Origin of the sequence: Pedobacter psychrodurus (assembly GCF_004331735.1) — a bacterium.
Lineage (GTDB): Bacteria > Bacteroidota > Bacteroidia > Sphingobacteriales > Sphingobacteriaceae > Pedobacter > Pedobacter psychrodurus.
The window spans coordinates 12577-36961 of record NZ_SJSO01000019.1; the positions used below are offsets into that span (position 1 = coordinate 12577).

27 protein-coding genes are annotated in these 24385 nt (G+C 37.3%); 7 read left to right on the forward strand and 20 right to left on the reverse strand.

Translation table 11 applies throughout. The features are described from left to right. Positions 1 to 74: 74 nt before the first annotated feature. Positions 75 to 605: a DUF7935 family protein gene (locus tag EZ456_RS18990; protein WP_131532869.1), complete on the reverse strand. Its 531-nt coding sequence runs from the start codon at positions 603 to 605 to the stop codon at positions 75 to 77. 92 nt (positions 606 to 697) lie between these two features. On the opposite strand from EZ456_RS18990, the gene EZ456_RS18995 reads away from it, so the two are divergent. Both EZ456_RS18995 and EZ456_RS19000 read left to right on the forward strand, forming a co-directional pair. After that, positions 698 to 1051, forward strand: a complete 354-nt coding sequence (locus EZ456_RS18995) for a HesB/IscA family protein (RefSeq protein WP_131532871.1) — start codon at positions 698 to 700, stop codon at positions 1049 to 1051. 161 nt (positions 1052 to 1212) lie between these two features. Then, a complete protein-coding gene (locus EZ456_RS19000) occupies positions 1213 to 2442 on the forward strand; it encodes an ABC transporter permease (RefSeq protein ID WP_131532873.1) in 1230 nt (409 codons plus the stop codon). 516 nt (positions 2443 to 2958) lie between these two features. Here the strand turns inward: EZ456_RS19000 and EZ456_RS19005 are convergent. The 5 genes from EZ456_RS19005 to EZ456_RS19025 form a co-directional block, all read right to left on the reverse strand. Then, complete coding sequence (locus tag EZ456_RS19005; RefSeq protein WP_131532875.1) at positions 2959 to 3696, reverse strand: tyrosine-protein phosphatase; 738 nt, start codon at positions 3694 to 3696, stop codon at positions 2959 to 2961. Positions 3697 to 3713: 17 nt separating this feature from the next. Then, positions 3714 to 4271: a hypothetical protein gene (locus EZ456_RS19010; protein WP_131532877.1), complete on the reverse strand. Its 558-nt coding sequence runs from the start codon at positions 4269 to 4271 to the stop codon at positions 3714 to 3716. Further along, positions 4272 to 5294, reverse strand: a complete 1023-nt coding sequence (galE, locus tag EZ456_RS19015; protein ID WP_131532879.1) for a UDP-glucose 4-epimerase GalE — start codon at positions 5292 to 5294, stop codon at positions 4272 to 4274. A gap of 1 nt (position 5295) precedes the next feature. Further along, positions 5296 to 6324, reverse strand: coding sequence for a UDP-glucuronic acid decarboxylase family protein (locus EZ456_RS19020; RefSeq protein ID WP_131532881.1), 1029 nt, complete (start codon positions 6322 to 6324; stop codon positions 5296 to 5298). Between the two features lie 63 nt (positions 6325 to 6387). Next, a complete protein-coding gene (locus tag EZ456_RS19025) occupies positions 6388 to 7701 on the reverse strand; it encodes a UDP-glucose dehydrogenase family protein (protein ID WP_131532883.1) in 1314 nt (437 codons plus the stop codon). 203 nt (positions 7702 to 7904) lie between these two features. On the opposite strand from EZ456_RS19025, the gene EZ456_RS19030 reads away from it, so the two are divergent. Then, positions 7905 to 9137 (forward strand): 3-deoxy-D-manno-octulosonic acid transferase, encoded by a 1233-nt coding sequence (locus EZ456_RS19030; protein WP_131532885.1) that lies wholly within the window; start codon positions 7905 to 7907, stop codon positions 9135 to 9137. Here EZ456_RS19030 and EZ456_RS19035 read toward each other — a convergent pair. From EZ456_RS19035 to EZ456_RS19075, 9 genes are all read right to left on the reverse strand, one after another. Further along, positions 9115 to 9621 (reverse strand): gluconokinase, encoded by a 507-nt coding sequence (locus tag EZ456_RS19035; RefSeq protein ID WP_131532887.1) that lies wholly within the window; start codon positions 9619 to 9621, stop codon positions 9115 to 9117. The two genes, EZ456_RS19030 and EZ456_RS19035, sit on opposite strands and share 23 nt — an antisense overlap. A 7-nt stretch (positions 9622 to 9628) precedes the next feature. Beyond that, a complete protein-coding gene (hemH, locus tag EZ456_RS19040) occupies positions 9629 to 10639 on the reverse strand; it encodes a ferrochelatase (protein ID WP_131532889.1) in 1011 nt (336 codons plus the stop codon). Between the two features lie 327 nt (positions 10640 to 10966). Next, on the reverse strand, positions 10967 to 11641 hold the full coding sequence (locus EZ456_RS19045; protein ID WP_131532891.1) for a fatty acid desaturase: 675 nt from the start codon (positions 11639 to 11641) through the stop codon (positions 10967 to 10969). Positions 11642 to 11674: 33 nt separating this feature from the next. After that, on the reverse strand, positions 11675 to 12217 hold the full coding sequence (locus tag EZ456_RS19050; protein WP_205945134.1) for a cysteine hydrolase family protein: 543 nt from the start codon (positions 12215 to 12217) through the stop codon (positions 11675 to 11677). Positions 12218 to 12249: 32 nt separating this feature from the next. Further along, positions 12250 to 13098, reverse strand: coding sequence for a 4-hydroxy-3-methylbut-2-enyl diphosphate reductase (locus EZ456_RS19055; protein ID WP_131532893.1), 849 nt, complete (start codon positions 13096 to 13098; stop codon positions 12250 to 12252). A 12-nt stretch (positions 13099 to 13110) separates the two neighbouring features. Next, positions 13111 to 13785 (reverse strand): carotenoid biosynthesis protein, encoded by a 675-nt coding sequence (locus EZ456_RS19060; RefSeq protein ID WP_131532895.1) that lies wholly within the window; start codon positions 13783 to 13785, stop codon positions 13111 to 13113. Beyond that, the gene (locus EZ456_RS19065) at positions 13755 to 14852 is read right to left on the reverse strand and encodes a glycosyltransferase (protein WP_131532896.1); all 1098 of its coding nucleotides are present in this window, start codon (positions 14850 to 14852) and stop codon (positions 13755 to 13757) included. The genes EZ456_RS19060 and EZ456_RS19065 overlap by 31 nt, the downstream gene beginning before the upstream one ends. Then, entirely contained in the window at positions 14849 to 15448 is a 600-nt protein-coding gene (locus tag EZ456_RS19070) for a 1-acyl-sn-glycerol-3-phosphate acyltransferase (RefSeq protein WP_225876575.1), read from the reverse strand. The genes EZ456_RS19065 and EZ456_RS19070 overlap by 4 nt, the downstream gene beginning before the upstream one ends. 211 nt (positions 15449 to 15659) lie before the next feature. Next, positions 15660 to 16166, reverse strand: coding sequence for a phosphoribosyltransferase family protein (locus EZ456_RS19075; RefSeq protein WP_131532897.1), 507 nt, complete (start codon positions 16164 to 16166; stop codon positions 15660 to 15662). 193 nt (positions 16167 to 16359) lie between these two features. On the opposite strand from EZ456_RS19075, the gene EZ456_RS19080 reads away from it, so the two are divergent. Beyond that, entirely contained in the window at positions 16360 to 17064 is a 705-nt protein-coding gene (locus EZ456_RS19080; RefSeq protein WP_131532899.1) for a head GIN domain-containing protein, read from the forward strand. 142 nt (positions 17065 to 17206) lie between these two features. Here the strand turns inward: EZ456_RS19080 and EZ456_RS19085 are convergent, their stop codons facing one another. The 4 genes from EZ456_RS19085 to EZ456_RS19100 all read right to left on the reverse strand — a co-directional run bounded on the left by EZ456_RS19085 (position 17207) and on the right by EZ456_RS19100 (position 20186). Further along, entirely contained in the window at positions 17207 to 17617 is a 411-nt protein-coding gene (locus tag EZ456_RS19085) for a hypothetical protein (RefSeq protein ID WP_131532901.1), read from the reverse strand. A gap of 71 nt (positions 17618 to 17688) precedes the next feature. Next, a complete protein-coding gene (gene rlmD / locus EZ456_RS19090; RefSeq protein ID WP_131532903.1) occupies positions 17689 to 19101 on the reverse strand; it encodes a 23S rRNA (uracil(1939)-C(5))-methyltransferase RlmD in 1413 nt (470 codons plus the stop codon). 141 nt (positions 19102 to 19242) lie between these two features. After that, on the reverse strand, positions 19243 to 19353 hold the full coding sequence (locus EZ456_RS19095; protein ID WP_025145553.1) for a hypothetical protein: 111 nt from the start codon (positions 19351 to 19353) through the stop codon (positions 19243 to 19245). Positions 19354 to 19766: 413 nt separating this feature from the next. Further along, positions 19767 to 20186 carry a nuclear transport factor 2 family protein gene (locus EZ456_RS19100; RefSeq protein ID WP_131532905.1) on the reverse strand — a complete coding sequence of 140 codons (420 nt, stop codon included), beginning with the start codon at positions 20184 to 20186 and terminating at the stop codon, positions 19767 to 19769. 114 nt (positions 20187 to 20300) lie between these two features. Between EZ456_RS19100 and EZ456_RS19105 the strand changes: the two genes are divergently transcribed. Further along, on the forward strand, positions 20301 to 20663 hold the full coding sequence (locus EZ456_RS19105) for a winged helix-turn-helix transcriptional regulator (RefSeq protein ID WP_131532907.1): 363 nt from the start codon (positions 20301 to 20303) through the stop codon (positions 20661 to 20663). Positions 20664 to 20949: 286 nt separating this feature from the next. Beyond that, positions 20950 to 21408 carry a DoxX family protein gene (locus tag EZ456_RS19110; protein WP_131532909.1) on the forward strand — a complete coding sequence of 153 codons (459 nt, stop codon included), beginning with the start codon at positions 20950 to 20952 and terminating at the stop codon, positions 21406 to 21408. On the opposite strand, the gene EZ456_RS19115 is transcribed toward EZ456_RS19110, so the two are convergent. Further along, positions 21399 to 22574, reverse strand: a complete 1176-nt coding sequence (locus tag EZ456_RS19115; protein ID WP_131532911.1) for an ATP-binding protein — start codon at positions 22572 to 22574, stop codon at positions 21399 to 21401. The two genes, EZ456_RS19110 and EZ456_RS19115, sit on opposite strands and share 10 nt — an antisense overlap. A gap of 105 nt (positions 22575 to 22679) precedes the next feature. Between EZ456_RS19115 and EZ456_RS19120 the strand changes: the two genes are divergently transcribed. Then, complete coding sequence (locus EZ456_RS19120) at positions 22680 to 24383, forward strand: M28 family peptidase (RefSeq protein ID WP_131532913.1); 1704 nt, start codon at positions 22680 to 22682, stop codon at positions 24381 to 24383. The last annotated feature ends 2 nt before the right edge of the window (positions 24384 to 24385 follow it).

Genomic DNA, 24385 nt, shown 5'->3' on the forward strand with positions numbered 1-24385 from the left:
AGATCAATCTAAAACAATTAACCGATTTAAACGACTAAACAGTTAACCCCTTTAGAACAATTAACCGGTTAGCCTTAAAACAGCCTATGGATATCTTTCTTGATCAGTTCGATCGTTAAATCGTAAGGATTTTCATCAATGCTGGCCATGTGCTGTAAAATTGCTTTACTCAGTTCAATCCCATTTGCATCAGCAGGCAAACCTTGTACTGCATTATTAATCATAGCAATGGTATCGTCTTTTAATTTTCGCACCACGCCCCAGGTTACACTATCTACATACAACTGCTGGGTAATATTATGTTGATACTCCGATCTGATTTCATTTAAGACACCAGCTTGCAAGGTAGCTATGGCGATTCCCTGCTGGTGCAGGCGAACAAGTAAATTAGGAGGATTAATACGATCGATAAATATAATTAAACGTTCATGTGCCTGTAAGCGCAAAGGCAAAATATGCGCCCGGCTTTCTTTGTTCAGTTCGATGGTTTTTAAGTTAAAGAAACGTTGGATATCGTTCTTTAAAATATAATAAACAGCCATTAATGCAGCGAAAATGCCTGCAAATAAGATCACTATATCAACTAAAATTTGTTGGGTATTCATAAGTATTGTTTAATTACGGTAATATTAACAGACCGTTAAAAGCAAAAATGTGCATTATTATTTATATTTGTAACAGATAAAATTTAAATAACATGAGCACAACAATTGATACAGCATTTGCACCAGTTACTTTTTCTGAAGGAGCAGCCAAAGAGTTATATAAATTAAAGGATCAGCAGGAGATTAGTGAAGATTACGGATTACGTGTTGGCGTAGAGGGTGGCGGTTGCGCTGGTATGAATTACATTTTAGGTTTCGATCAGAGAAAAGAAGGCGATCAGGAGTATTTAATTGATGGCATTAAGGTTTTCATGAACAAAGCGCACCAGATGTACTTAATGGGCATGATGATCGATTGGCAAGATGGATTAAATTCACGTGGTTTTACCTTCGTTAATCCTAATGCAACCAGCACTTGTGGCTGTGGCACGAGTTTCTCGGCATAAATAAAATATTATTGTAACATATAGTGCAGTCCCCTTGTCTAAACATCGGGACTTTTTTTATTTTTACCCATAGAGGTTGAAGGCAAAAGGTATGGGGTATAAGTAATCCATCTTAATACTTGATACTCAATACTTGATCCGATACTTGATACTTACTATAAATGAATTACAGAGAAAACGTCAGACTGGCATTAGAATCTATTAAAGCGAACCGCTTGCGTACTATGCTTACCGCCCTAATTATTGCCATTGGTTTAATGGCTTTGGTAGGGATTTTAACCACTCTTGATGCTGTAAAGAAAAGTATGACCGATGCTTTTAGTAGCATGGGGGCCAACTCTTTTACCATCAGAAACCGCGGTACAGGAATTAGAATTGGAAATGGTAAACGTCCAAAACCTTTTAAAGCCATCCGCTATGAAGATGCCGTTAAATTTAAAGATAGCCTGAATACCCCCGCAACTGTTGCCGTAAGTGTTTTTGCAAGTGGTGGTTCTACCATAAAATACGGCAGTTTAAAAACAAATCCAAACATCAACGTTCAAGGTATAGATGAAAATGGTTTAGCCTCTCAAGGTTTAAATTTATCACAAGGAAGAAATTTTAGTGTTTCTGAAATACAACTCGGTAGCAACGTTTGTATCGTTGGCGGCGAAGTGGTTGAAAAGCTTTTCAAAGATTCAGATCCCTTGGACAAACTGATCAACGTAGGTAATAACCGTTTTAAAATTGTTGGGATATTAGAGAAAAAAGGATCGAGTATGGGCTTTAGTGGCGATAGGGCTGTTTATGTTCCATTGTTAAAGGCTAAGCAGATTAATGCCAATGCCAACCCATCTTACACCATAACAGTAATGGTACCAAGCAATGAGATGCAGGAAAACATTATTGGCGAATCTACTGCACTATTCAGAAATATCCGCAAGGTAAAGGTGAACGAAACCAATAATTTCGAGATTACCAAAAGTGATGCCATTGCTCAAACATTATTCGAAAATCTGGCCTTTGTGGCTATTGGTGGTGTTTCCATCGGAATAATTACCTTAATTGGAGCCTCAATAGGCTTAATGAATATTATGCTGGTTTCAGTTACCGAACGTACACGCGAAATTGGTATCCGTAAAGCGATCGGCGCAAACCCGAAGGTAATTCGTCGCCAATTTTTAATCGAGGCTGTAGTAATCTGTTTAATGGGTGGTGCCTTGGGTATTTTTCTGGGAATAGTTTTAGGAAACCTGATCTCCCTCGCAATGGGTGGTGCATTCTTAATCCCTTGGCTGTTTATTATTGGCGGCTTTATATTATGTGTATTTGTAGGAATTTTATCTGGATATTATCCTGCTAAAAAAGCATCAAAACTAGATCCTGTAGAGGCACTGAGGTACGAATAAGCCAGCGTCCAAAAGAAGAATTTGATACAAGTTATCTGAATTTTAATCTTGGTATTGTTTGGAGCGCAATTATATACAACTAATAAGGATTATTCCTGATTTCCGTTTACTTTGTCTGCAGCTATTCACTTCATCCGATAGCTATCGGATCGGGTCTATGTGGCTCGTTAGGTAGTGCTATTTTTGGCTGGGTGCTTGTCCTACACAACCCTTTGTTTATAAACCCGGTAGCAGCGGCAGCCTCCGATTTTTTCATCGGAGCTAAAGCGGATAACGGGACTGCTGTTTCCGAAGCAGTACTGAATATTCATTTTCAGGATAAAGATTATAAAATAATTAGGAGAGCAGTTTTCTGCAACTATATGAGTTTCCTCCCGCTTTCCGTTTTACTTTGCATGCGGCTTCGTGTTCACTCCAATCAGGTCTAGGTGGCTTGGTAAGTGTTGCTATTTTTGATTGGATGCTTACCTGTAAAAAAACCGCCCATAATCTTAAAATTCATATTATAAATCGGCGCTAAAGCAATGCATTATTCAATTGAGGTTGGGTAAGCAGTTGTTGCATTAATGGTGTGCTAAGGCTATCTTCGAGCGCCGCAGCATGTCTTAAATGGTGCATATCGCTGCCTACAAAATCGATCATGTGGTTTTCTACCATTTCTCCTGTTACTTTTTTTGCGCCAGCGCCATAATAACCTGTTAAAGCAATACCGTTTACCTGCAACAGGCAACCGGTTTCTCTAATCTGATGATAGCTTTCAAAAGAGTTGTAGTAATACGGATACCGCTCAGGATGGGCCAACACAGGCTTATATCCAGCATCCTGCATCATCTTTATAAAATCGATCAGGTTCTGAGGGGCATTTATATAGGATAATTCAAATAAAAGATAATTATTCCCAAATGTTAACACCTCTTTTTGTTTGATCTTTTTTTCCAGGGTTTCATCCAGGTAATATTCGGCAGCGGCATCAACTTCGAGGTCCAGTTCTATTTCTAGTAAGCCTTTTCTCAAAGTATCTAAGCCACGGTTAATGGTATCGGGCGTATTGCGGAAATAATCGGCCATGATGTGCGGGGTAGCAATCAGCTTCTTATAACCTAAAGCTTTAAATTTTTTGGCCAGGAGAAAAGAATCTTTCAGGGTCTGGGCACCATCATCAATTCCTGGAATAATGTGCGAGTGCATATCTGTTCCGATACCAGAGAAATTAAATTCGGGTGCTATTTTTTTCTTTTTAAATAATCCGAACATAATGGTAGTTCATAGCTTTAACTTATCTCTTTTGGCAAATTGCTTGCCTCTGCTGCACCAGCTAATTTAGAGGAATAGATTTTATCGAGCAAATTATTTAAGTCTTCACTTAAATCGAACTGCAGGTCTTCGTGTAGTTTTTTGAATTTATTTAGGGTTACCGCGACAGTTTTCAAGTAAAATATACTAAAAAGCATCATAAAATCGCGGTAACCAAAAATTGATTTCTTATAATCAAAAGGGATGGCATTGAGGATAAACAGTTTTAACTCTACCTCTCCAACCGGATCTTTTGTTACCTTATAAAAATGATTAACCGAGGTAATCATCTTCCGAAGTTTTACCAAAGCTTCTTTAGCATTCAGTTTTTTCAGTTCCAGAACCTGCTCGTCCACATCGGCTTTAATCCTTTCTTTCCGATCTTCTAAATCGGCTGCATCTTCTAATAATTTGTAATGAAGATGTTCTGTAAGCACTTTATCTTTGGCCACCAAACGCAGCAATAGCTTGTCTTTTTCTTTGACAGGCAATTCTATTATGGCAGTTTTTAAATCTTTGTGCTCCGATAACTTCATTTAAAAAGGGTTAGCCTTGATGTATTTTTCCCACTCCCATGCAGAGCGCATCATCTCATTAATATCAAGACTGGCTTTCCAGCCCAGTTCACTGTTCGATTTTTGTACATCGCCATAAATCTGAACAATATCACCTGCTCTTCTTGGTCCGATTTTATATTCAAGTTTTTCTCCGTTCACTTTTTCGAAAGCTGCAATGATTTCTAAAACTGAAGAACCTTTACCCGTACCGATATTGAAAACATCGTAATTACCATTAGGATTTCCACCTTCTAATTTTTTGATGGCGGCAACGTGTGCTTTTGCCAGATCAACCACATGGATATAATCGCGGATGGCAGAACCATCAGGGGTATTGTAATCATCACCGTAAACCGTAATCGGACCTCGTTTGCCAATAGCCGACTGCGTAATGAAAGGAACTAGGTTTGCAGGTATACCATTTGGTAGCTCGCCAATCAAAGCGGTTTCGTGTGCACCAACCGGGTTAAAATAACGCAAAGCAATAATATTTAACGCCGGTGTTACTGATGCAGTTTCTGCTAATATTTCTTCGGCAATCTGTTTGGTATTTCCGTAAGGAGATTCAGCTTTCTGTACTGGTGCAGCCTCGGTTACAGGTAAAGTTTCTGGTTGGCCATAAACGGTACAAGATGAAGAAAATACAAAATTAATTTTCCTGTTAAACGAGGTTAATAAGTTAATTAAACCGTAGAAATTGTTTTTATAATATTTTAGAGGTTGTTCTACCGATTCGCCAACAGCTTTTGATGCTGCAAAGTGAATAATTCCATCAATATCGGTATGGTTTTCTGCAAATTCCTGAACAGCTCTATCATCTTGCAGATCGATTTCATGAAAATCGAACCATTTGCCAGTGATAGCATGAAGCTGGGATAAAATTTTGATATTCGAGTTAGAAAGGTTATCAATAATAACAACTTCGTATCCTGCGTTGTGTAACTCTACTGCTGTGTGCGAACCTATGTATCCTGTTCCACCAGTAACTAATATTTTTGCCATTTTAACGGTTAAATGTGGTAAAATCTTTATGATCTATCTTCTCCAAAGCCTCTGCAGGCAATGATTTAAAATATTCGTATGTAATTTTCAATCCTTCAGCACGGCCTACTTTTGGCTCCCATCCCAATATCGCTCTCGCCTTGGTTATATCCGGTCTGCGCTGTTTAGGATCATCCTGTGGAAGTTCTTTATAAACGATTTTCTGCGTAGTGCCTGTAAGCTTGATAATTTCCTCACAAAACTGTTTGATGGTGATTTCATCTGGATTACCAATGTTTACCGGCTGAGCATAGTCGCTCATCAATAAACGGTAAATCCCTTCTATCAGGTCATCAACATAACAAAAAGAACGTGTCTGACTTCCGTCACCAAAGATAGTTAAATCTTCACCTCTTAAAGCCTGCCCGATAAAAGCAGGTAAAACACGTCCATCATTCAGGCGCATTCGCGGCCCATAAGTATTAAAAATCCGAATAATTCTGGTTTCTACGCCATGGAAAGTATGGTAGGCCATGGTAATGGCTTCCTGAAAGCGTTTCGCCTCGTCGTAAACACCACGTGGACCAACCGGATTTACATTGCCCCAATATTCCTCTGGTTGAGGGTTTACATTTGGATCGCCATATACTTCAGAAGTTGATGCAATCAGCATCCTCGCATTTTTATTCCGGGCAAGGCCTAAAAGATTATGTGTACCCAATGAACCTACTTTAAGCGTCTGTATCGGAATTTTAAGGTAATCGATTGGACTTGCCGGTGAAGCAAAGTGTAAAATGTAATGAAGTTTGCCTGGAATGTGTACAAATTTGGAAACATCGTGGTTGTAAAACTCGAAATTCTCCAGCTTGAACAAGTGTTCGATATTTGCCATATCGCCCGTAATCAGGTTATCCATTCCGATAACGTAATAGCCCTCTTTCACAAAACGATCACAAAGGTGCGAACCTAAAAATCCCGCTGCACCTGTAATCAATATTCTCTTTCTACCCCCTAAATCCCCTAAAGGGGACTTTTCCTTTCTTTCGTTCATATTCTTTTTTTTAAACACTCCCCATACTCCTGCACATTGTGCTTAGTCTCCCCTTCAGGGGGCTTAGGGGGTTAATAGTTTTCTGCCTATGCTGTTATAATAATAGCCAAGATCGATCATTTTTTGCAAATCATACAAATTTCGACCGTCGAAAACCACTTTATTTTTCAGAATGTTATCAATTTTTTCAAAATCAGGGTTACGAAAAACCGACCACTCTGTTGCAATCAACAGCGCATCAGCACCTTCTAAAGCTTCGTATTGGTTTTTAGCGTAGTTTACCTGATCGCCAATAACATTTTTAACATTTGCCATCGCCTCCGGATCGAATACGGTAACGGTAGCGCCGTTCTTAACCAGCGCATCAATAATATATAAGGCAGGTGCCTCACGGATATCGTCGGTTTCTGGCTTAAAAGCTAATCCCCAAAGGGCAAAATGTTTACCTTTAATATCACCCTTGTAATATTTTAACACCTTATCAACCAGGATTGTTTTTTGTCTTTCGTTAACCTCCATCACCGATTTCAGAATCTGAAAATCGTAAGCATAATCATCAGATGATTTTACCAGTGCCTGAACATCTTTCGGAAAACATGAACCGCCATACCCTACGCCCGGAAAAAGGAAACGTTTACCGATACGGTCGTCGGAACCTATGCCCCTTCTTACCGAATCAACATCAGCACCTACCAGTTCGCAAAGGTTGGCAACCTCGTTCATAAAGGTAATTTTGGTGGCAAGGAAAGAGTTTGCAGCATACTTAGTCAGTTCAGAAGAACGTTCATCCATAAAAAGAATTGGATTCCCCTGGCGTACGTAAGGACCATATAATTCAGTCATCAGCTTTTTCGCTCTTTCGCTTTTAGTTCCTAAAACCACGCGGTCTGGTTTCATAAAATCATCAACAGCTACACCCTCCCTTAAAAATTCGGGATTGGATACCACATCTACTTCAATAGAAGTATTTTCGGCAAAAACAGCCTTTACTTTATCAGCCGTTCCAACCGGAACAGTTGATTTATTTACGATGACCTTATATTCGGTAATCAGTTTGGAAATATCTTTTGCGGCACCCAGAATATAAGAAAGATCGGCTGCACCATCTCCACCTGGAGGCGTTGGCAAAGCCATGAAAATAATCTGCGCATCCTTTACGGCATCTGCAAGGTTTGTCGTAAAAGTTAACCTTTCCTGTTCTATATTTCTATGGAACAAAAGGTCTAAACCAGGCTCATAAATCGGCACTTCGCCTGCCTGCATTTGTTTTACCTTCGCTTCATTAATGTCAACACATATTACATCATTTCCTGTTTCTGCTAAACAGGTTCCGGTAACTAAACCTACGTATCCGGTACCAATAACGGCTATCTTCATCTGTTAATTTATTAAACAATTAAATTGTTTTTCATCGGTTTTTAATGAGCTCGCTAGCTCGGTTATTTTAGCTGCAATGGGGGTAATCATAATCTGTCTATTTATTGCATTGAATGATAGGCCAAATCGTGAGGACTCCATATATTTTTAAGCTTTTTAAATATATTCGTTTTATCTTGGCACGAAGATATGAAATTACACTAATGCTTTTGCTTTACATAATCGGAATTCGGCTTTACACTTTGCTTATCAGGATATTTTCATTATTTAATCCTAAAGCTAAGCTGTTTATAAATGGCCGTAAAAATAGTTATACACAAATTGCTCAGAAAATTAATCCGGGCGAAAAACATATATGGTTTCATTTTGCATCTTTGGGAGAATTTGAGCAGGGGCGGCCAGTTTTAGAAAAACTAAAAACCCTTTATCCTGCAAAAAAAATTGTAGTTACTTTTTTTTCTCCTTCGGGATATGAAATCAGGAAAAATTATGCCCTGGCAGATGTATTTTATCTGCCTATTGATACGGCGGCCAACGCAAAACGTTTTATAGCAGGTATTAATCCTGAAATGGCCATTTTTACCAAATACGAATTTTGGCATTTCTATTTTAAGGAATTAAAAGATCAGGGTATTCCTTTATATGTGATTTCTGGAATTTTTAGAGAAAGTCAGGCTTTTTTTAAATGGTATGGTGGCTTTTACCGCAATATTTTAAAATCTGTCACTTACTTTTTTGTACAAAATGAAGAAAGTGAAAATCTTTTAAAATCAATCGGGTTAAATAATGTAACCATAAATGGAGATACCCGTTTCGACCGTGTTTATGAAAATGCGCAATCGCCCAAACAGCTTAGCCTTATCGAAAGCTTTATTGGCAGCTCCCCTACATTAATTTGCGGAAGTACCTGGCCTGAAGATGAAAAAATATTATCGGCTTTGCCTGAAAAATACCCCAGCTGGAAGTTTATCATCGCCCCGCACGAGATTCACGAAAGCCATATCGAAAGTATCGAGAAACAGTTTCCAGTAGGCAGTTTGCGGTTTTCAGTTTTCAGTTCCGCTGATCAAACGCTAAACGCCGAACACCAAACGCTCATCATCGATAACATCGGCATGCTGTCTTCTCTTTACCAATATGGAAAAGTAGCTTATATCGGCGGTGGTTTTGGAACGGGAATACACAACACTTTAGAAGCCGCAGCATTTGGATTACCTGTAATTTTCGGCCCGAAATACGATAAATTTCAGGAAGCAAAAGACTTAATTGCCATTGGAGCAGCGAAAAGTATTTCCTCAACCGAAGATTTAATTAATGCTTTTGAAGGCTTTGTAGAAAATAAAAATGCTGCAAACCAGGCTAAAAGATATGTAGCAGATAAAAAAGGTGCAACCGATCAGATTATTTCGATGATTACAAAATCAGATCGGCCTTAGCAATCTCTTCAACAATTTCGGGAATACTTTGATCTATTGATACGCTTACTACATCTTGCTCATCAGCCTGTGGCTCTTCTAATGTTTCAAACTGGCTTTTTAATAAACTAGAAGGCATGTACTGATGGGAACGTTTAGCAATTCGATCGTGGATTAAATCGAAACTTCCTTTTAAATAAACAAACCGGATTGATGGATTATCTGTTCTCAGCAAATTTCGGTAAGATCTCTTCAGTGCAGAACAAGCAATAATGCAGGTTGTGCCGTGGGCAACATGTTCACGACCCACTTTAGCAATCAGTTGCAGCCAATCTAAACGGTCGGCATCTGTTAATGGAATCCCGGCAGCCATTTTATCTACATTCTGTTGCGAATGGAGATTATCACCATCGATGAATTCGGCATTTATTTTAGGTGCCAAAGCTTTCCCGATAACGGTTTTACCACTTCCAGAAACGCCCATTAAGATGATAAAACTTGCCATGCTTAAGCTATTTAACCATTCCGGCCAAAGCCTCGATAAATACAGGACTATCGTTTAAACTTTCTATCAACTGAACATGTTCGCCACCTAAAGCCTTAAACTCTTCGTGGTACTCTACCGTGATTTCGTAAAGCGTTTCCAGGCAATCGGCCACAAAAGCAGGACTAAAAACCAAAAGTCGTTTTTTGCCTTCGGCAGCCAATTTCTTCAACACATCAGTAGTATAGGGCTGTACCCATGGCTCTTTACCTAAGCGCGATTGGAAACAAACGGTATATTTATCTCTGGATAAGTTTAATTCTTTGGCTATTAACCTGGCGGTATCATGTCCTTGAGCAGAATAGCAGAATTTATTGGTATCATTTAATGTCTGACAGCAATCGGCACTTTTTAAGCAGTAACTTCCGGTATGATCGCATTTTAACAGTTGACGCTCAGGTAATCCATGGAAGCTGAACAACACATGATCATAACTTTCTACGTTATGCTTTTTGGCATTTTCTGCAAAAAGTTTAATCATCAATTCGTTATCATGGAATGAATTAACAAACGAGATTGGTGGAACTGTTGGCCACTTGCTCACTAACTCCATTACCAGCTGCATTACCGAGCCTGTACTGGCAGAAGCATATTGTGGAAACATTGGTATTACCTGTATACTTTCTACTAAGCCTGCTTTTAAATTTGCTAATGCTGATTCTACTGAAGGGCTTTGGTAACGCATGGCTAGCTCTACATGATAATCGCCACCCAATCTTTCTTGCAGCATTTTAGCCTGCAATTTACTGTAGTACAACAGCGGGGAGCCATTTTCATTCCAGATTTCTTTATATAATTTAGCTGTTTTTGGGCTACGGAATGGAACAATAATTCCTTTAACCAATAATGTTCTGTTCAGTTTAGGAATGTCAATTACCCGCTCGTCCATCAAAAATTGATCTAAATATTTTCTCACATCAGCCGTTGCCGGACTATCAGGTGTTCCTAAATTTACCAGTAAAATTCCCTTTTTGCTCATCTATACAAGAATATGTTTCGTGGCGCAAATATCGCTTTTTTATTGTTTTTTCCCTATGCTTAAAATGTGATTGCCGACATTTTTTAGTCAAAAATTGTTATTTCATACTTCCAAAGGCTATCGAGCAGTAGCGTGTGAATTCATAATGAAAGCTTCCTGCCGTACGCAGCAACTAATCATAAGCAATTATTAAAATTGGTCTTTAAATCGCATCAGCGTGGTGTCAGATGTAACCATCTGACAGTTTAAACGAGCAACCCTTCTTCGAAAAATCAGAAGAGGGTTTTATTTAGTTTCAAATGGCAACATCTAACACCACGATCAGCACTACCCCTTCGTTTTATACAGTTGCCACCAAGGCATACGTGGTTCTTGATGATGTTCTAAATGATAACCAAAAAAGTAACATGTTATGAATGCAACAAGATGATTTTTCTGCAAAGTAGATGAATGGTATTCGTTATCATGCTCTCCTTTGTGTGGCAGGTATGTTCCAAAATAAAACAACTGAAAAGTGCTTAACAATGATGGAAGCACCCAAAACAAGAGCAAATTCCTTTCATCAACCCAGATTTTCAAAACATTGTAAGCAATTGCCATAATTACCAATTGGATTACCGTAACATAATTTAGCATGAAACGGAAATACCATTTCCAAAAACCATGTGGTGCAAAATCAGGATCTTCTTTGGTATGTACATAACTGTGGTGCTGGTGATGTTTTGCATACAGACGGTTGTAAAAGAAACCTGCGTAAAGAAAAACAGATAGATAGCCGATAAAATTATTTGTTTTTTTGTTTGCCGATATTGTTCCGTGCATGGCATCGTGAGCAGTGATAAACAAACCGGTGTACAAATGCATTTGTACTAAAACCATCAGATAAACTAAAGGATTATTCCATGCGAAATCCCATGCTAACAACAAATAAAGAGAAATAAACCAACAAGTAATTACGGTTAACGCAACCAGAATTCCGGTATATGGGTTTATAGTTTTCAATTTACAGTTTTGTTGAGCCAATAACCTTGGTTCTTAAGCAAACAAATTAAGCAGCTCCTTAGTTTTTACAACTCGAATTTTAAAGTTTGTTGGAGTCATTTCGCTCCAGATCCAACTGTAATGTTCAATCACTTTTGGAGCACTTAAATGAGGTCTATCTGCAGTGGTATGCGCATCTTCCACAACAGTTACATTATAATCTTTACTAACAGCTGATTTTACTGTTGTATCGATACAAAAATCCGTAGCACAGCCCGTTATAAATAATTCTGTAATGTTATTTTCAATTAGCGTATTCTGTAAATCAGTATTATAAAATGAATCATTAGCTGATTTTGACACGATATAATCAGTAGGATTCTTGATTAATTCTGGCAAGAGCTCCCAATCAATAGTATTTGGTAAAAATATGTTTTCCTTTGAACCATCATGCTGGACGAAAATCACCTTATCATGATTAGCCCTAAAATAATCTGATAATTTATTTATTCGCTCAATTACGCCCAAAGTGTCGTGACGCAAAGCGTAGGGTTTAAAACTACCAACTTGCATATCTATTATTAACAATGCTTTCACTTAATAATAAATATTAATGATCGATTATGGGATTAGCGTTTTTCCAAAGCGGCTTTAACCTTTTCCATTAGCCACATTGGTGTAGAAGTTGCACCGCAGATACCAACTTTATCATTTTCAATAAACCAGGTTTGATCTAATTCCTCCACATTGGAAATAAAGTAAGAATTATCGTTGTATTTTTTACAAACATCGTAAAGTACTTTTCCGTTCGATGATTTCTTTCCTGAAACAAAAACAATCTTATCATAATGACTTACAAAATCTTCCAGTTCTTCATATCGGTTAGATACCTGCCTGCAAATGGTATCGTTAGCCTTAACTTCGTAACCACGGCTCAATAATTCGTCTTTAATGTGATAGAATTTATCGGTGCTCTTAGTGGTTTGGCTGTATAAGGTAAACTTAGCAGGTAATTCTACATTGTCCAGTTCAGCTAAATCCTGAAAAACAATTGCTTTACCATCGGTTTGTCCTTGTAGTCCGATTACTTCAGCATGGCCATGTTTGCCAAAAATAAGTACCTGCTCATCCTCGTCATGAGAGTTTTTAATCCTGTTTTGCAATTTCAGCACAACAGGGCAAGAAGCATCTATTAAAGTCAGGTTATTTTCTAAAGCCAGTTGATAAGTTGAAGGCGCTTCGCCATGTGCCCTGATCAAAACCTTTTCGTCTCTTAAGTTTTTTAATACTTCGTGATCGATAATTTTTAATCCGCGATTGGTTAAACGTTCTACTTCTTCGTCATTGTGTACAATATCGCCAAGGCAATATAAATAACCTTCTTTATCCAGAATATCTTCGGCCATTTCTATGGCATACACTACGCCAAAGCAAAAGCCTGATGATTTATCGATGTTGACCTGTAAGTTGTAACCCATTGCAGTACAAAATTAAGCAAAAATATTTGTTCCAGTTGTCATATATAAAACAACAAAAAAGATTAGCTGTGAAACGAACATTACAGTACCAATATATTTCTGTTGCTTTAGCCCCAGAGCATAGTAAAACTTTAACAAAATTACTGAAACAATAAACCAGGCCACATAATTTTGAACAGGAATTTCATGCCAGTCCCACTGCCAATAGTTAAATTTCATGGCTACAGGCTCTAAAAAGAAATCGAAACCTACAAGTATAAGAGCACCGATAACCGAAGCTAAAATGCTGTGCCTGATTTTCATACTTTTCATCATTTGCCCCACACTGAAAATAAGGATTACCCAATTTACGCCCATTAGTAATGGAACCGCAGCAACTTTGTAGCCCAATGTATCGCCATAATAATAGCTACCAAATATTTTTCCGGTATGCACGCCCAATACCTCGACTAGAAAGCCACAGAGAAATACACCCGAAACCAGTAATAACAAACGTTTTACATCTGCATTGTACGAAAAAACAATTATGGCGAACATGAGCAACAAGTGAAAGGGAACAAGTTTGATAAAATAAGGCTGGGCAGCTGGAATTAAGAAGCCAAGCAAGCCAACCACATGAAAAACGATAATTATTGCTAATGCAATCCTTTTAATCTTTAAATCGTTTTGATCGTTCTGCCCTTCCATGTGCTCGTTTTAAAAATATGTTTTTTTATAGAAATGAATGAAATGATTAAGAAGAACAACATCTGTAAGGGATGTAAAATCAGATTTACCAAAACATTTTGTCCTGACAAATAGGAGATCATTATTCTACTTAACACTATTAAAGTTAATGGTAATACAAGTGAAGCAACATTAAAGTTTAAGATTAAAATTACTGGCCCTATGGTTACCAAAAGCTGGTAAAGTAATAATATTATGATGTTATTACCAAAACCTGCCAGTAAATTTTTACTAAAACCGTTTAAGCTTTCACCTAAATTCTTGTACATCCTGCAATAAATCAGTCCATTGGCTAAAAGTGCTTCAGCATTAAATTTTTCTTGTTTTACCAACTTCATAATCTCCACATCTTCTACAACCTGGTGTTTAACCCGCTCATGCCAATGGTTTTCTTTGTAATTATTGGCATTAAAAAACATACATTGTCCACTTGCCCCGGCAAATGCCGGATTTTTTGAAAGCTTAACCAAACGCAAAGGCAACAAATTCAATAGAATGAAATGCATTAAGGGCACCGTTAACCACTCACCTATCGATTTTATAGTTTGATTGGTAAAAACGCTTAGCAATGCCAGGTTTCCTATTTCCATCCGGTTGATCAGGCTATTAATCAATCCTCTTTTAATTGATTCATCTGCATCAATAAACAAAAGGTATTTCCCGGTAGCCAGTTCGCTAAGCTGGTGGCAGGCATAGTTTTTTCCAAGCCAGTTTTGAGGCAACTCTTCACCGCTCACCACTTTGAATTGTGAATTTGCAAGACAAAATTTTTCGACGACCTCAAAAGTATTATCCTCGCTGTTATCATCCAAAACAATAACCTCATAATTGGTGTAATCCTGATTTTTTATCGAAACAAGCAATTCTAAAATATCCGCTGCTTCATTTCTAGCGGGGATTAGGATCGAAACCTTATCGTGATAGTGTTTAACCACTCTCGACAACTTTGGGTTAGAAAGGAAATTGAAAACAGTAACCGAAAACCTGATGACCAGGAAAATTAAAACCGCGTAAATAAAAATTGTCATTCAATGATCTGAGTTTGTTTAACAACCGATTGATCGTAATGTTTATTATAGGCTCTTTTTAGTAATTGTAAGCTCACATATTCTTCATTTTCCCAATGCTGTAAATAATTATAAACTGATGGTTTTCTTTTAGCAAAATAATCGATAAAGGTGGCGGCAAAAATAATACTGATTTTTTTCTGACTGGCATTAATCATTTGCATCACTCCTTTTTCGAAACCGACATTCTTTAAATGGTTCGAATATAATTTGCCCTGAGGGAATACAAGCACCAAATTTGCGGGGTTATCTAACAGCTTGCCGGCATAATTAAGGGTTTCCAAAACATCTTTACCTTTATTTTCGGCTGCAAAAGCACCAAGATATTTCAAGAAACCTACTTTATTGTAATTTTCGGCATTCACCAAAACGTGAAATTGTTTCTTAAATACTTTTTTGTTGATATAAAAGAGGAAAAAGCCATCCCACCAGCTAAAATGATTGGCTAAAATCAGTATAGAAGCATCTGGATTGGTTTCCACTTCATCATAGGTAAAAGCCGAAAAATCTTTTTTGATGATAAACTGGATGTACCACGAGAAAAAGTTGAAAATCAAATTATTTTTTCTGGGCTGATACATTTCGGGAAATTGCAAAAAATTGGGGTGAATTGCAAATGTGGTTTTCTTTAAAACGGTTATAGTCCTCGTTTGCAATGAAAACGATATAAGACAAATATATAGATTTCTCCACTTCGGTCGAAATGACGAATCACGCGACTAAATCAATTCCATCATCCATCTTACCTCTTCCATTTTACATCCTCACTTAGCTCAAATAAACCCTATCTTCTTCTCCTTCTACATCCATCACCACATCTACATGTTCTTTTAAGATGGTAGCCAGTTCAAGGCCAACAAAATCGGTGGCAATAGGGAAAATTTTATGGCTTCGATCAACCAAAACTACCGTTCGGATTTTTTTATGCGGCGTATTTAAGAAAACGCCCAAGCCATAAGCTAGGGTTTTACCGCTGTTCAATACATCATCAACAATAATAATCACCTTGTTTTTCCAATGGCTTTCATCCAGATCTGTTGAAGCAACCAATTTGCTACTTTCTTTCTGCAGGTCGATACGCAGTAAGGTTATTTTAAAGCCCGAAATCTTTTTAAGCACTTTTTCTAACCTTAGCGCTAATTTGTAACCACGGTCCCAAATACCAGCAAGCACCACTTCTTTTTCATTCAGGTTATCTTCTAAAATCTGATAAGCGATACGATCTATTTTCTGCTGAATTTGTTTCTTGTTAAGAATAAGTAATTGCGATGCCATTGTATGAAAAGGATTGAATACAAAAAGAACGATTTTAAGGGTGAAATTCAAACTATTTGAAAAATAATTTCGATTGTTTGCAACGTTTTCACCAGAGATGCGTCTAATCTATAACCAAAACACAAAATCAAAGCCCTCGTTCCACAAATACCGTGTAATGATCGCTTCAGAATCATTTAACAAAAAAACGACTATGAAAATCCTTATCAAATCATCCGCCATTTTATTTATAGTGGTAACCAGCTATATGGCTAAAGCACAGGAAACTAAAAGTTTCACAGTTAAAAATTTTAATAGCATTGGGGTAAGCAGCGGTATCGATTTGTACCTAACCCAAGGTGGCAGCGAAAGTGTGAGTATAAAATCGGATTCAGAAACATTAAAAGATATTGTTGTAGAGCAGAGTGGCAGCAATGTTACCATAAAGTTTAAAGATGGCATCAATTGGAGCGGCATGTTTAAAAATCGTTCTATTAAAGCTTATGTAAGTTTTAAAACCCTAAATGCAATTGCAGCATCTGGAGGTTCGGATGTTTTTACACAAAACCAGATCAAGACAGATAAACTTGCCATTCGCTCTTCAGGAGGATCGGATTTAAAATTAACTGTTGTTTGTAACGATCTATCTATTCAATCAAGCGGGGGCAGCGACCTCGATTTAAAAGGTAAAGCAGAAAATATGACCATTCAATCAAGCGGAGGTAGCGATATCGACGCTTATGAATTAATTACAGATTATGCAAAGGTGCAGGCTTCTGGTGGTTCTGATGTAAGTATTTATGTAAACAAAGGTCTAGAAGCAAGTGCAAGCGGCGGCGGCGATGTAAGCTACAAAGGAAATGCTTCACTTAAGAAAACATCTAGCTCAAAAAGCGGAGATGTTCACCACGTGAATTAAAAGTTTAGTTTAGTTAATAATAACCGCTGCTTTGTGGATGCAAAGCGGCGTTTTTTTTTTATGGGTGATTGCACAGATTAATAGATTACACAGATTATGGTCATTAAAGACTATAGTAAGAAACCTTAAATCCTCAGTCTTTCTACCCTCTACCTTTTTTATACGGATAATAAATAAAGTTGGCACCTTCAGGAACAATCACAAATACGCACATAAAATCTTCCGGTTTTTTATAAACTTTTAAGAATGGCTCTTTTTTCTCCTTACTAATGATTCCTTTTTCTACAAATTCTTCTAATGTAGAAGCTTGTATAGTCCAATCAGTATTGAGTTCCTCTTTATTTAAAATAAGTTCACCGATGTTTACTTCGTGCTGATGAGCAATAAAAATTGGATGGGCAGAAATGCCTTCAACCATAATTTCAATAGCAACTTCCCTAACAGCTTCAGCGTAAAACTCAAGATCTTTCTCTAAACTTACCAGCGGGCTTTCTTGTTTTTGTGGTGCTCCACTATCTTCGGGTGTTGCACTTAATAATTCTTCTCTATCCATTTTAAGGTAAAAGGTTTATGGTTGAAGGTGTAGGGTTTAATATGACAATATTTGATTTTAAGGTTATAGCCTTACACCTTTAACCTTAATAATACTACATTCTCTACATGCTGCGTGTGCGGAAACATATCTACAGGTTTAATGCGCACCACATCGTATTTATCTTTCAATAACTCCAAGTCTCGTGCTTGCGTGGCTGCATTACAGCTTACATAAACAATTTTATCAGATTCCATTTCCAATAATCTTTGTACCACATCGGCATGCATTCCGGCACGTGGTGGATCGGTAATAACCACATCTGGTTTGCCATGTGCCAGGATAAATTCTGAAGTAAGAATATCTTTCATATCTCCAGCATAGAAAATCGTATTATCGATGCCATTTAATGCTGAGTTAAACTTTGCATCTTCAATAGCGGTTGGTACATATTCTACCCCAACTACTTGTTTTACGTTTTTGGCAATAAAATTTGCAATTGTTCCGGCGCCTGTGTATAAATCATAAACCAGTTCATCACCTTTAAATCCGGCAAAATCTCTGGTGATTTTATATAGTTCGAAGGCTTGTTCAGAATTGGTCTGATAAAAAGATTTCACCCCAATTTTAAAACGGATGCCGTCCATTTCTTCGAAAATATGATCGCGACCAGAGAATACTTCTACATCCTGATCAAAAATAGTGTCGTTTTTCTTTTGGTTAACGATATACAACAACGAAGTTATCTGTGGAAATTCAGTTTTCAGGAAATTCATCAACCCATCAACCTGCTCCTGCTCTGGATAAGCGAAAACTACCGCTACCATTACTTCTCCAGTGGTAGACGTACGGATAATCAGGTTACGTAAAACACCTTCGTGGTTGCGCAAATCATAAAACGACAAATCATTTTCTGAAGCATATTTACGAACCGAGTTTCTGATGGAATTAGAAGGCTCATCTTGTAGATAACAATGCTCTATATCTAAAATTTTATCGAAACGCAATGGTACGTGAAAACCCAGCGCATTCATATCAAAATCTTCATCGCGTTCTACATCAGTTTTTTCCAACCAACGTTTGTTCGAAAAAGTAAATTCTAATTTATTACGGTAATACCTGTTTTTTGCTGAGCCTAAAATCGGTTCAGTTCCTGAGGTATCTATTTTACCTAAGCGCTGTAAAGCTGCCTCTACATTTTTCTGTTTAAATTTTAATTGAGCATCGTACCCCATGTGCTGCCATTTACAACCGCCACAAGTTCCGAAATGAGGACAAAAAGGATCGGTTCTTAAAGCTGATTTTTCATGAAGCTGATCAATGATTGCTTCAGCAAAATTCTTTTTCTTTTTTGTCAACCGAACATCCACCACATCACCAGGAACGGCCTTATCAACAAAAATGACCAATTCGTCAGCCTTGCCAACACCTTTTCCTTCTTCAGCAATATCGATTATATGTACGTTTGGAACAATAGTTACCGTACCAGGTTTTCTTCTACTCATTATTTTGCAAATATAGAAAAAAGAGGTTAAAGGTTAAGGGCAGAAAGGTAGAGGGTTGAAAAGCCTACTAATCAAAATATTGGGCGTAATAATCCTATTCGAACAAGAACAGTTCGGCAATGAAAACTTCGATTTTAAAAATTATTTTCCAAAAAATTTAAATGCAGCGCCCCAAAAGCCATCTAACCAATTAAATTTTAGGTCAAATTTTTCATCTACTTGTACAGAAAACTCTAATATTTCTTTGCTCATGATAAAAAACCTATCTATTTAAGCAATAATACTAAATTCATACCAAAAACCGAAACGGTATAAATTAATTTTATGTTAATTTTACATCAGCTGGTTAAAAACAACGCTACAAAGCAAATTATAGATTAATTGCTTTAAAATATGGCTTGTCCTTTTCAAAATATGGTGTGTTAATAAAACTAAATGTGTTTATTTCAAATTTAACCGTAGCCGTGACATTCTTTAAATGTTGGCCAAAATATATTTTGTTCATATGGAATTAAAAAAAATGGTCTATTTTTAACGCAGAAAAATGCACTTATAATGTGAATGAAATTGCATTTACAATACAGATTATCTTTTGGGGCAAAACCCCAAAAGATTTAGACCACAAAGATATTTGGATTGAATAATCCTAACATAATACCTATAAACTACATAAATGCATCCATGATCCACATAGGATTCCAAAACTCACGATAGCATGAAATTTTACCTTCCTTAAGTGTAACTCGTCCAATATAGAGTTGACGGTAAGATTTTCCAGTAGCGATCACATTAGCACTACCTTCAAATTCTACAAATATTGTTTCCGGATCAGATGTAGTTGAGAACTCGAAGTTTCTAAAGTCCCAGTCGGTTGCACCATTTACAACGTTCGATATGTATTCTGTGATGGCATCACGACCTAATACTTCTTTAGCATAAGGTGCGGGTGCAAACGGATACTGCTGAACTGCATCTTCCGTGAATAAATCAGCATAGGCTTCGCGAGTCATATCTGGATTGGTAAATTTAGCAAGATGCGAACGAAATAAACGTTCTGCAAGTGTAGTTTTTGTTATAGTATCCATAATTTATACTTAAAATAATTTTATAATGTAATTTATGCGACAAAAATATTAACGTAATCTTATACCTTCGCTATGGGTTACATAAAGGATACCATCCAATAATAAAATATTATAATGAATAAAGATCGTTGTCTCAAGCCTGCCACCGATGAAGAATGCAGGAAGGCATGGCTAACGCTTAAGGATACTATGGATATAGTAGGGGGCAAATGGAAGTTGGTGCTAATCTCAATTTTGAGAGGCGGCAAATTCAAATTTCGTGAACTTGCAAAAGAAGCAGAAATTTCACCTCGGATTCTATCCAAAGAGCTAAAGGAACTTGAGATGAATGGCTTGATAAGCAGAACGGTACTGGATACGAGACCAATTACTGTTGAGTATCAACTTACACCCTATAGTGTTTCGCTTAATGAGCTAATATCGGCCATGTATGATTGGGGAAAAATACATCGCCAGAAGATAACAGGCAAACCATAATTATCAATGATAGCGGATACCGAAAAAACTTTCAACAGTTAAGCGCAATGCTTAGCTCATTCTAAATTGTTACTCAAATTCTATTTCAAAAAATAATTTTTTGTTTAGGTCATTACATAAATATGGATGCTGAGTAATACTATCTGTTCTTTTTTCAAAACATCAACTATACACTAAAATCATATTTTGTTTTGGACAAACCATGATTGATTTTCAACTCTTTATTTGACAAATCAATATAAATCCGTAACTTAATATATCATTCACATAAAAATGGAGGTTCATTATGAACGTTATCCGTAAAATTGAACATTGGGGAGATGTTCATCAATCAAAATGGCTAGATTATCTTCGGATTGTACTTGGCCTGATCATTTTTGGAAAAGGTGTTTCTTTTGTTAGCGACACTTCGGTTCTTCAGAATATGATTACACAAAACAACGTATTTGGTTTTTCGGGCATGCTGATCAGTGTTGCTATTCACGTTGTTGCATTTGCACATTTGGTTGGGGGTGTTTTAATTACATTAGGTTTAGTTACCCGCTTTGCCGTTGTAATTCAGATTCCAATCTTATTGTTTGCTGTATTTTTCGTTAACCTTACCCCGGGTTTCTCCACACCGAATTCGGAATTGTGGTTTTCGGTACTGGTATTATTTCTGCTCATTATGTTTTGGGTAGTAGGTTCTGGCCCCTTATCGGTTGATGAAGGGTTGAAAAACAAAAAGGGAAGACGTTACGCATAGCTTATAAGCTTTTGCATTAATGAGTCCAGTGGTAGTGCTATCGCTCCGCCCTGCATTGTAAAGGTATCATTACCTGCATAAACAACAAAGCTACTACTGGGTTTTACTTCTTCACAAGCAAAGTAAAACCCCTTTGATAATGAAGGCGCAGAACTTCTTTTAATTTCTATTGCCCATTTTTCGGTATTTGAAAATTCCAGAATTAAATCTATTTCTGCGCCTCCGGGTGTTCCATAGTAGTATGTTTGTACTCCAGATGGAATTACAGACATAATATTTTCGATCACAAACCCCTCCCAACTTCCACCTACTACCGGATGACCAAGTAGTTCATTATAACTTTTTATATTGAGCAAGGCATGAGTGAGGCCGCTATCTCTTACATATATTTTTGGTGATCGCACAAGTCGTTTTCCAACATTAACTGTATATGGCTTTAGTCGCCTAACCAATAACAAATCCACCATCAAATCCAAATACCTCGCTATAGTTACCCCTGTAACCTCAATATTGCGGGCTAAGTGGGCTGCGTTTAGCACACTACCTTGATTGTGGGCGAGCATTGTCCAAAAACGTTCGAGCGTTTCTGCAGGAATGCGAGGCCCCAGTTGAGGAATATCTCTTTCTAAATACGTTCGGATAAAGTCCTTTCTCCATATCAAACTATTTTTCTCCGATGCAGCTAATAAACTCTCTGGAAATCCACCTCTCAACCAAAGGTCGTTAACCTTAGCTAAATCTTCTTGCGCATATTCTCTAACATTTACCGGAAAAAGCTCCAGATAAGTAATTCTTCCAGCTAACGATTCGCTGGATTGTTTTAATAAATCTAAAGATGCTGATCCCAAAAACAGAAATTGTCCAGTCTTATTTCCTCTTCTACGCTCTTTATCTACAATTCCCCTTATTTGTGAAAATATTTCAGGCAAACGTTGAACTTCATCAAGAATTAAGAGTGATTTTTTGTTACTTTGATGGAAAGCACTTATATCCCTAACCTTTTCTAGATCTAAACGATCTTCCAAATCTAAATATATAGCATTCACCTCATCTATTAGGCCGATGGCTAATGTAGTTTTACCAACTTGACGGGGGCCTAATAGCACAACCACAGGGCTTCGCTGTAAAGCTTCTTTAAGAATTGGTTCTAAATTTCGGAGAATCATGTATGCAAATGTAATATTAAATATTACATTTGCATACTTAATATCTTATTCAAATCAAGAAAAGAATCAAATGCTATTGTTATCTTTCGCTTTTTACTAACGATCATGAAAACAAAGATACTTTTTGTACTGCTTTTTGCCGGATTGGGATGTTTCGCACAAAATTCAACGGATGAATATTTCAAACTCACAAGGGCTGGTTTCATAGAAAAAAACGCCTACAAAACAACTGCTTTTGTAGAAAAATACTTTCGTGTACCTGGCAATACAGGCTTTACTGCTAGTATTTATTATGTAGAAAATATCCTTAAAAAAGCTGGCTTTGTAGAACAGAAACAAAATGAATTTGAGGCTCCTTTAACCTATCGCATCGAAAAAAGAGCGATGAAAAACAATACTTGGGAGCCTGTTGATGCCAACATCGATATTATTGGTGAATCACAACCCCTCATTTCTTATAAAACTAACCGCAACATGATCCCGATCAATTGTGGTTCAACACCATTAGGAGGCGCTACAGCAAATGTGGTTTTCATTGCCAACGCAACACCTGCCGAAATAGAAAAGATAGACCTTAAGGGTAAAATTTTATTCTCAGAGAGCAATCCTTCACGTTTACTTCAGATTGCTACTAAGGCGGGAGCCATTGGTGTGTTGGGCTATTCAATGCCAAAGTATACACAACCAGAAGTTCACCAGACTTCTATCCAGTTTGGGAGTATGAAGGCTAATAGCGAAGTATGGACTTTACTTTTATCCTATGCCGCCAAAGAAAAATTAAAAGCAGCCTGCTTAAAAGGCGAGACCAAATTAAAGGTTAATATTCAGACCAAAATTTATCCTTCAGAAGAATTAACTATTGTAGCTAACGTTAAAGGAAGTGTTAGCCCAACAGAGCGCTTTGTATTCAGTGCCCATGTTCAGGAACCGGGTGCAAATGATAATGCCAGTGGTGTTGGCACATTAGCAGAAATGGCAAGATTAACCGCTGAATTATACCAAGCAAAAAAGATCAGTCCGAAGCGTACTTTAACCTTTTTATGGGGTGATGAAATTGTATCAACAAGAAGGTATATTACCGAAGATACCAAACGCGCAAAAGGCATTATGTGGGGAATGAGTTTGGATATGGTTGGTGAGGACACTAAAAAAACCGGCGGCTCTTTCCTTATTGAAAAAATGCCGGATCCATCTGCCATCTGGACAAGGGGAGCAGATAAACATACAGAATGGGGTGCTGGGGATGTTTCCGAAAATGATCTTTTCCCTCACTATTTTAACGATTTCATTTTCGACATCTGCAAAACACAGGGCAAATTTGCCAACTGGACAGTTAACTACAATCCATTTGAGGGCGGTAGCGATCATACACCATTCTTGCAAAATAAAATTCCAGGGTTATTGATGTGGCACTTTACCGATGTATTTTACCACACCGATAATGATAGAATTGATAAAGTTTCGCCTAAAGAAATGAAAAATGTAGGGGTAAGTGGATTAACCGCAGCTTATACGCTTATTTCAGCAGATGAAAATACCGCTATAGCTACCGTTTCGCAGGTCAAAACTGATGCTTTAACCCGTTTAAAAACAGAATTTGAACTAAGTAAGAAAGCAATCGCAGATGGCAAAGTTGTGACCGATGAAAAACATATTATTGAAGTTTGGGCCAAATGGTATGTAGATGCCCTAACAACGGTTAATAAAATGCCTGTAAAATCTGAAACGACAAGAGTGGGGTCAGCGATTAAATTTGCAACCAATGAGATCGAAAAGCAAACAAAAGTATATTTAGAAGCGTTGAAGTAGAT

Bases quoted from the DNA above. Each gene is read 5' to 3' on its own strand.
- EZ456_RS19020 (WP_131532881.1), bottom strand. From the start codon at position 6,324: ATGAACGAAAGAAAGGAAAAGTCCCCTTTAGGGGATTTAGGGGGTAGA.
- EZ456_RS19005 (WP_131532875.1), bottom strand. From the start codon at position 3,696: ATGTTCGGATTATTTAAAAAGAAAAAAATAGCACCCGAATTTAATTTC.
- EZ456_RS19110 (WP_131532909.1), top strand. From the start codon at position 20,950: ATGAACGTTATCCGTAAAATTGAACATTGGGGAGATGTTCATCAATCA.
- EZ456_RS18995 (WP_131532871.1), top strand. From the start codon at position 698: ATGAGCACAACAATTGATACAGCATTTGCACCAGTTACTTTTTCTGAA.
- EZ456_RS19100 (WP_131532905.1), bottom strand. From the start codon at position 20,186: ATGGATACTATAACAAAAACTACACTTGCAGAACGTTTATTTCGTTCG.
- EZ456_RS19085 (WP_131532901.1), bottom strand. From the start codon at position 17,617: ATGGATAGAGAAGAATTATTAAGTGCAACACCCGAAGATAGTGGAGCA.
- EZ456_RS19080 (WP_131532899.1), top strand. From the start codon at position 16,360: ATGAAAATCCTTATCAAATCATCCGCCATTTTATTTATAGTGGTAACC.
- EZ456_RS19120 (WP_131532913.1), top strand. From the start codon at position 22,680: ATGAAAACAAAGATACTTTTTGTACTGCTTTTTGCCGGATTGGGATGT.
- EZ456_RS19055 (WP_131532893.1), bottom strand. From the start codon at position 13,098: ATGGGTTACAACTTACAGGTCAACATCGATAAATCATCAGGCTTTTGC.
- galE (WP_131532879.1), bottom strand. From the start codon at position 5,294: ATGGCAAAAATATTAGTTACTGGTGGAACAGGATACATAGGTTCGCAC.
- EZ456_RS19025 (WP_131532883.1), bottom strand. From the start codon at position 7,701: ATGAAGATAGCCGTTATTGGTACCGGATACGTAGGTTTAGTTACCGGA.
- EZ456_RS19115 (WP_131532911.1), bottom strand. From the start codon at position 22,574: ATGATTCTCCGAAATTTAGAACCAATTCTTAAAGAAGCTTTACAGCGA.
- EZ456_RS19010 (WP_131532877.1), bottom strand. From the start codon at position 4,271: ATGAAGTTATCGGAGCACAAAGATTTAAAAACTGCCATAATAGAATTG.
- EZ456_RS19060 (WP_131532895.1), bottom strand. From the start codon at position 13,785: ATGGAAGGGCAGAACGATCAAAACGATTTAAAGATTAAAAGGATTGCA.
- EZ456_RS19065 (WP_131532896.1), bottom strand. From the start codon at position 14,852: ATGACAATTTTTATTTACGCGGTTTTAATTTTCCTGGTCATCAGGTTT.
- EZ456_RS19030 (WP_131532885.1), top strand. From the start codon at position 7,905: ATGCTTTTGCTTTACATAATCGGAATTCGGCTTTACACTTTGCTTATC.
- EZ456_RS19075 (WP_131532897.1), bottom strand. From the start codon at position 16,166: ATGGCATCGCAATTACTTATTCTTAACAAGAAACAAATTCAGCAGAAA.
- EZ456_RS19095 (WP_025145553.1), bottom strand. From the start codon at position 19,353: ATGAGCAAAGAAATATTAGAGTTTTCTGTACAAGTAGATGAAAAATTT.
- EZ456_RS19000 (WP_131532873.1), top strand. From the start codon at position 1,213: ATGAATTACAGAGAAAACGTCAGACTGGCATTAGAATCTATTAAAGCG.
- EZ456_RS19105 (WP_131532907.1), top strand. From the start codon at position 20,301: ATGAATAAAGATCGTTGTCTCAAGCCTGCCACCGATGAAGAATGCAGG.
- EZ456_RS18990 (WP_131532869.1), bottom strand. From the start codon at position 605: ATGAATACCCAACAAATTTTAGTTGATATAGTGATCTTATTTGCAGGC.
- EZ456_RS19035 (WP_131532887.1), bottom strand. From the start codon at position 9,621: ATGGCAAGTTTTATCATCTTAATGGGCGTTTCTGGAAGTGGTAAAACC.
- hemH (WP_131532889.1), bottom strand. From the start codon at position 10,639: ATGAGCAAAAAGGGAATTTTACTGGTAAATTTAGGAACACCTGATAGT.
- rlmD (WP_131532903.1), bottom strand. From the start codon at position 19,101: ATGAGTAGAAGAAAACCTGGTACGGTAACTATTGTTCCAAACGTACAT.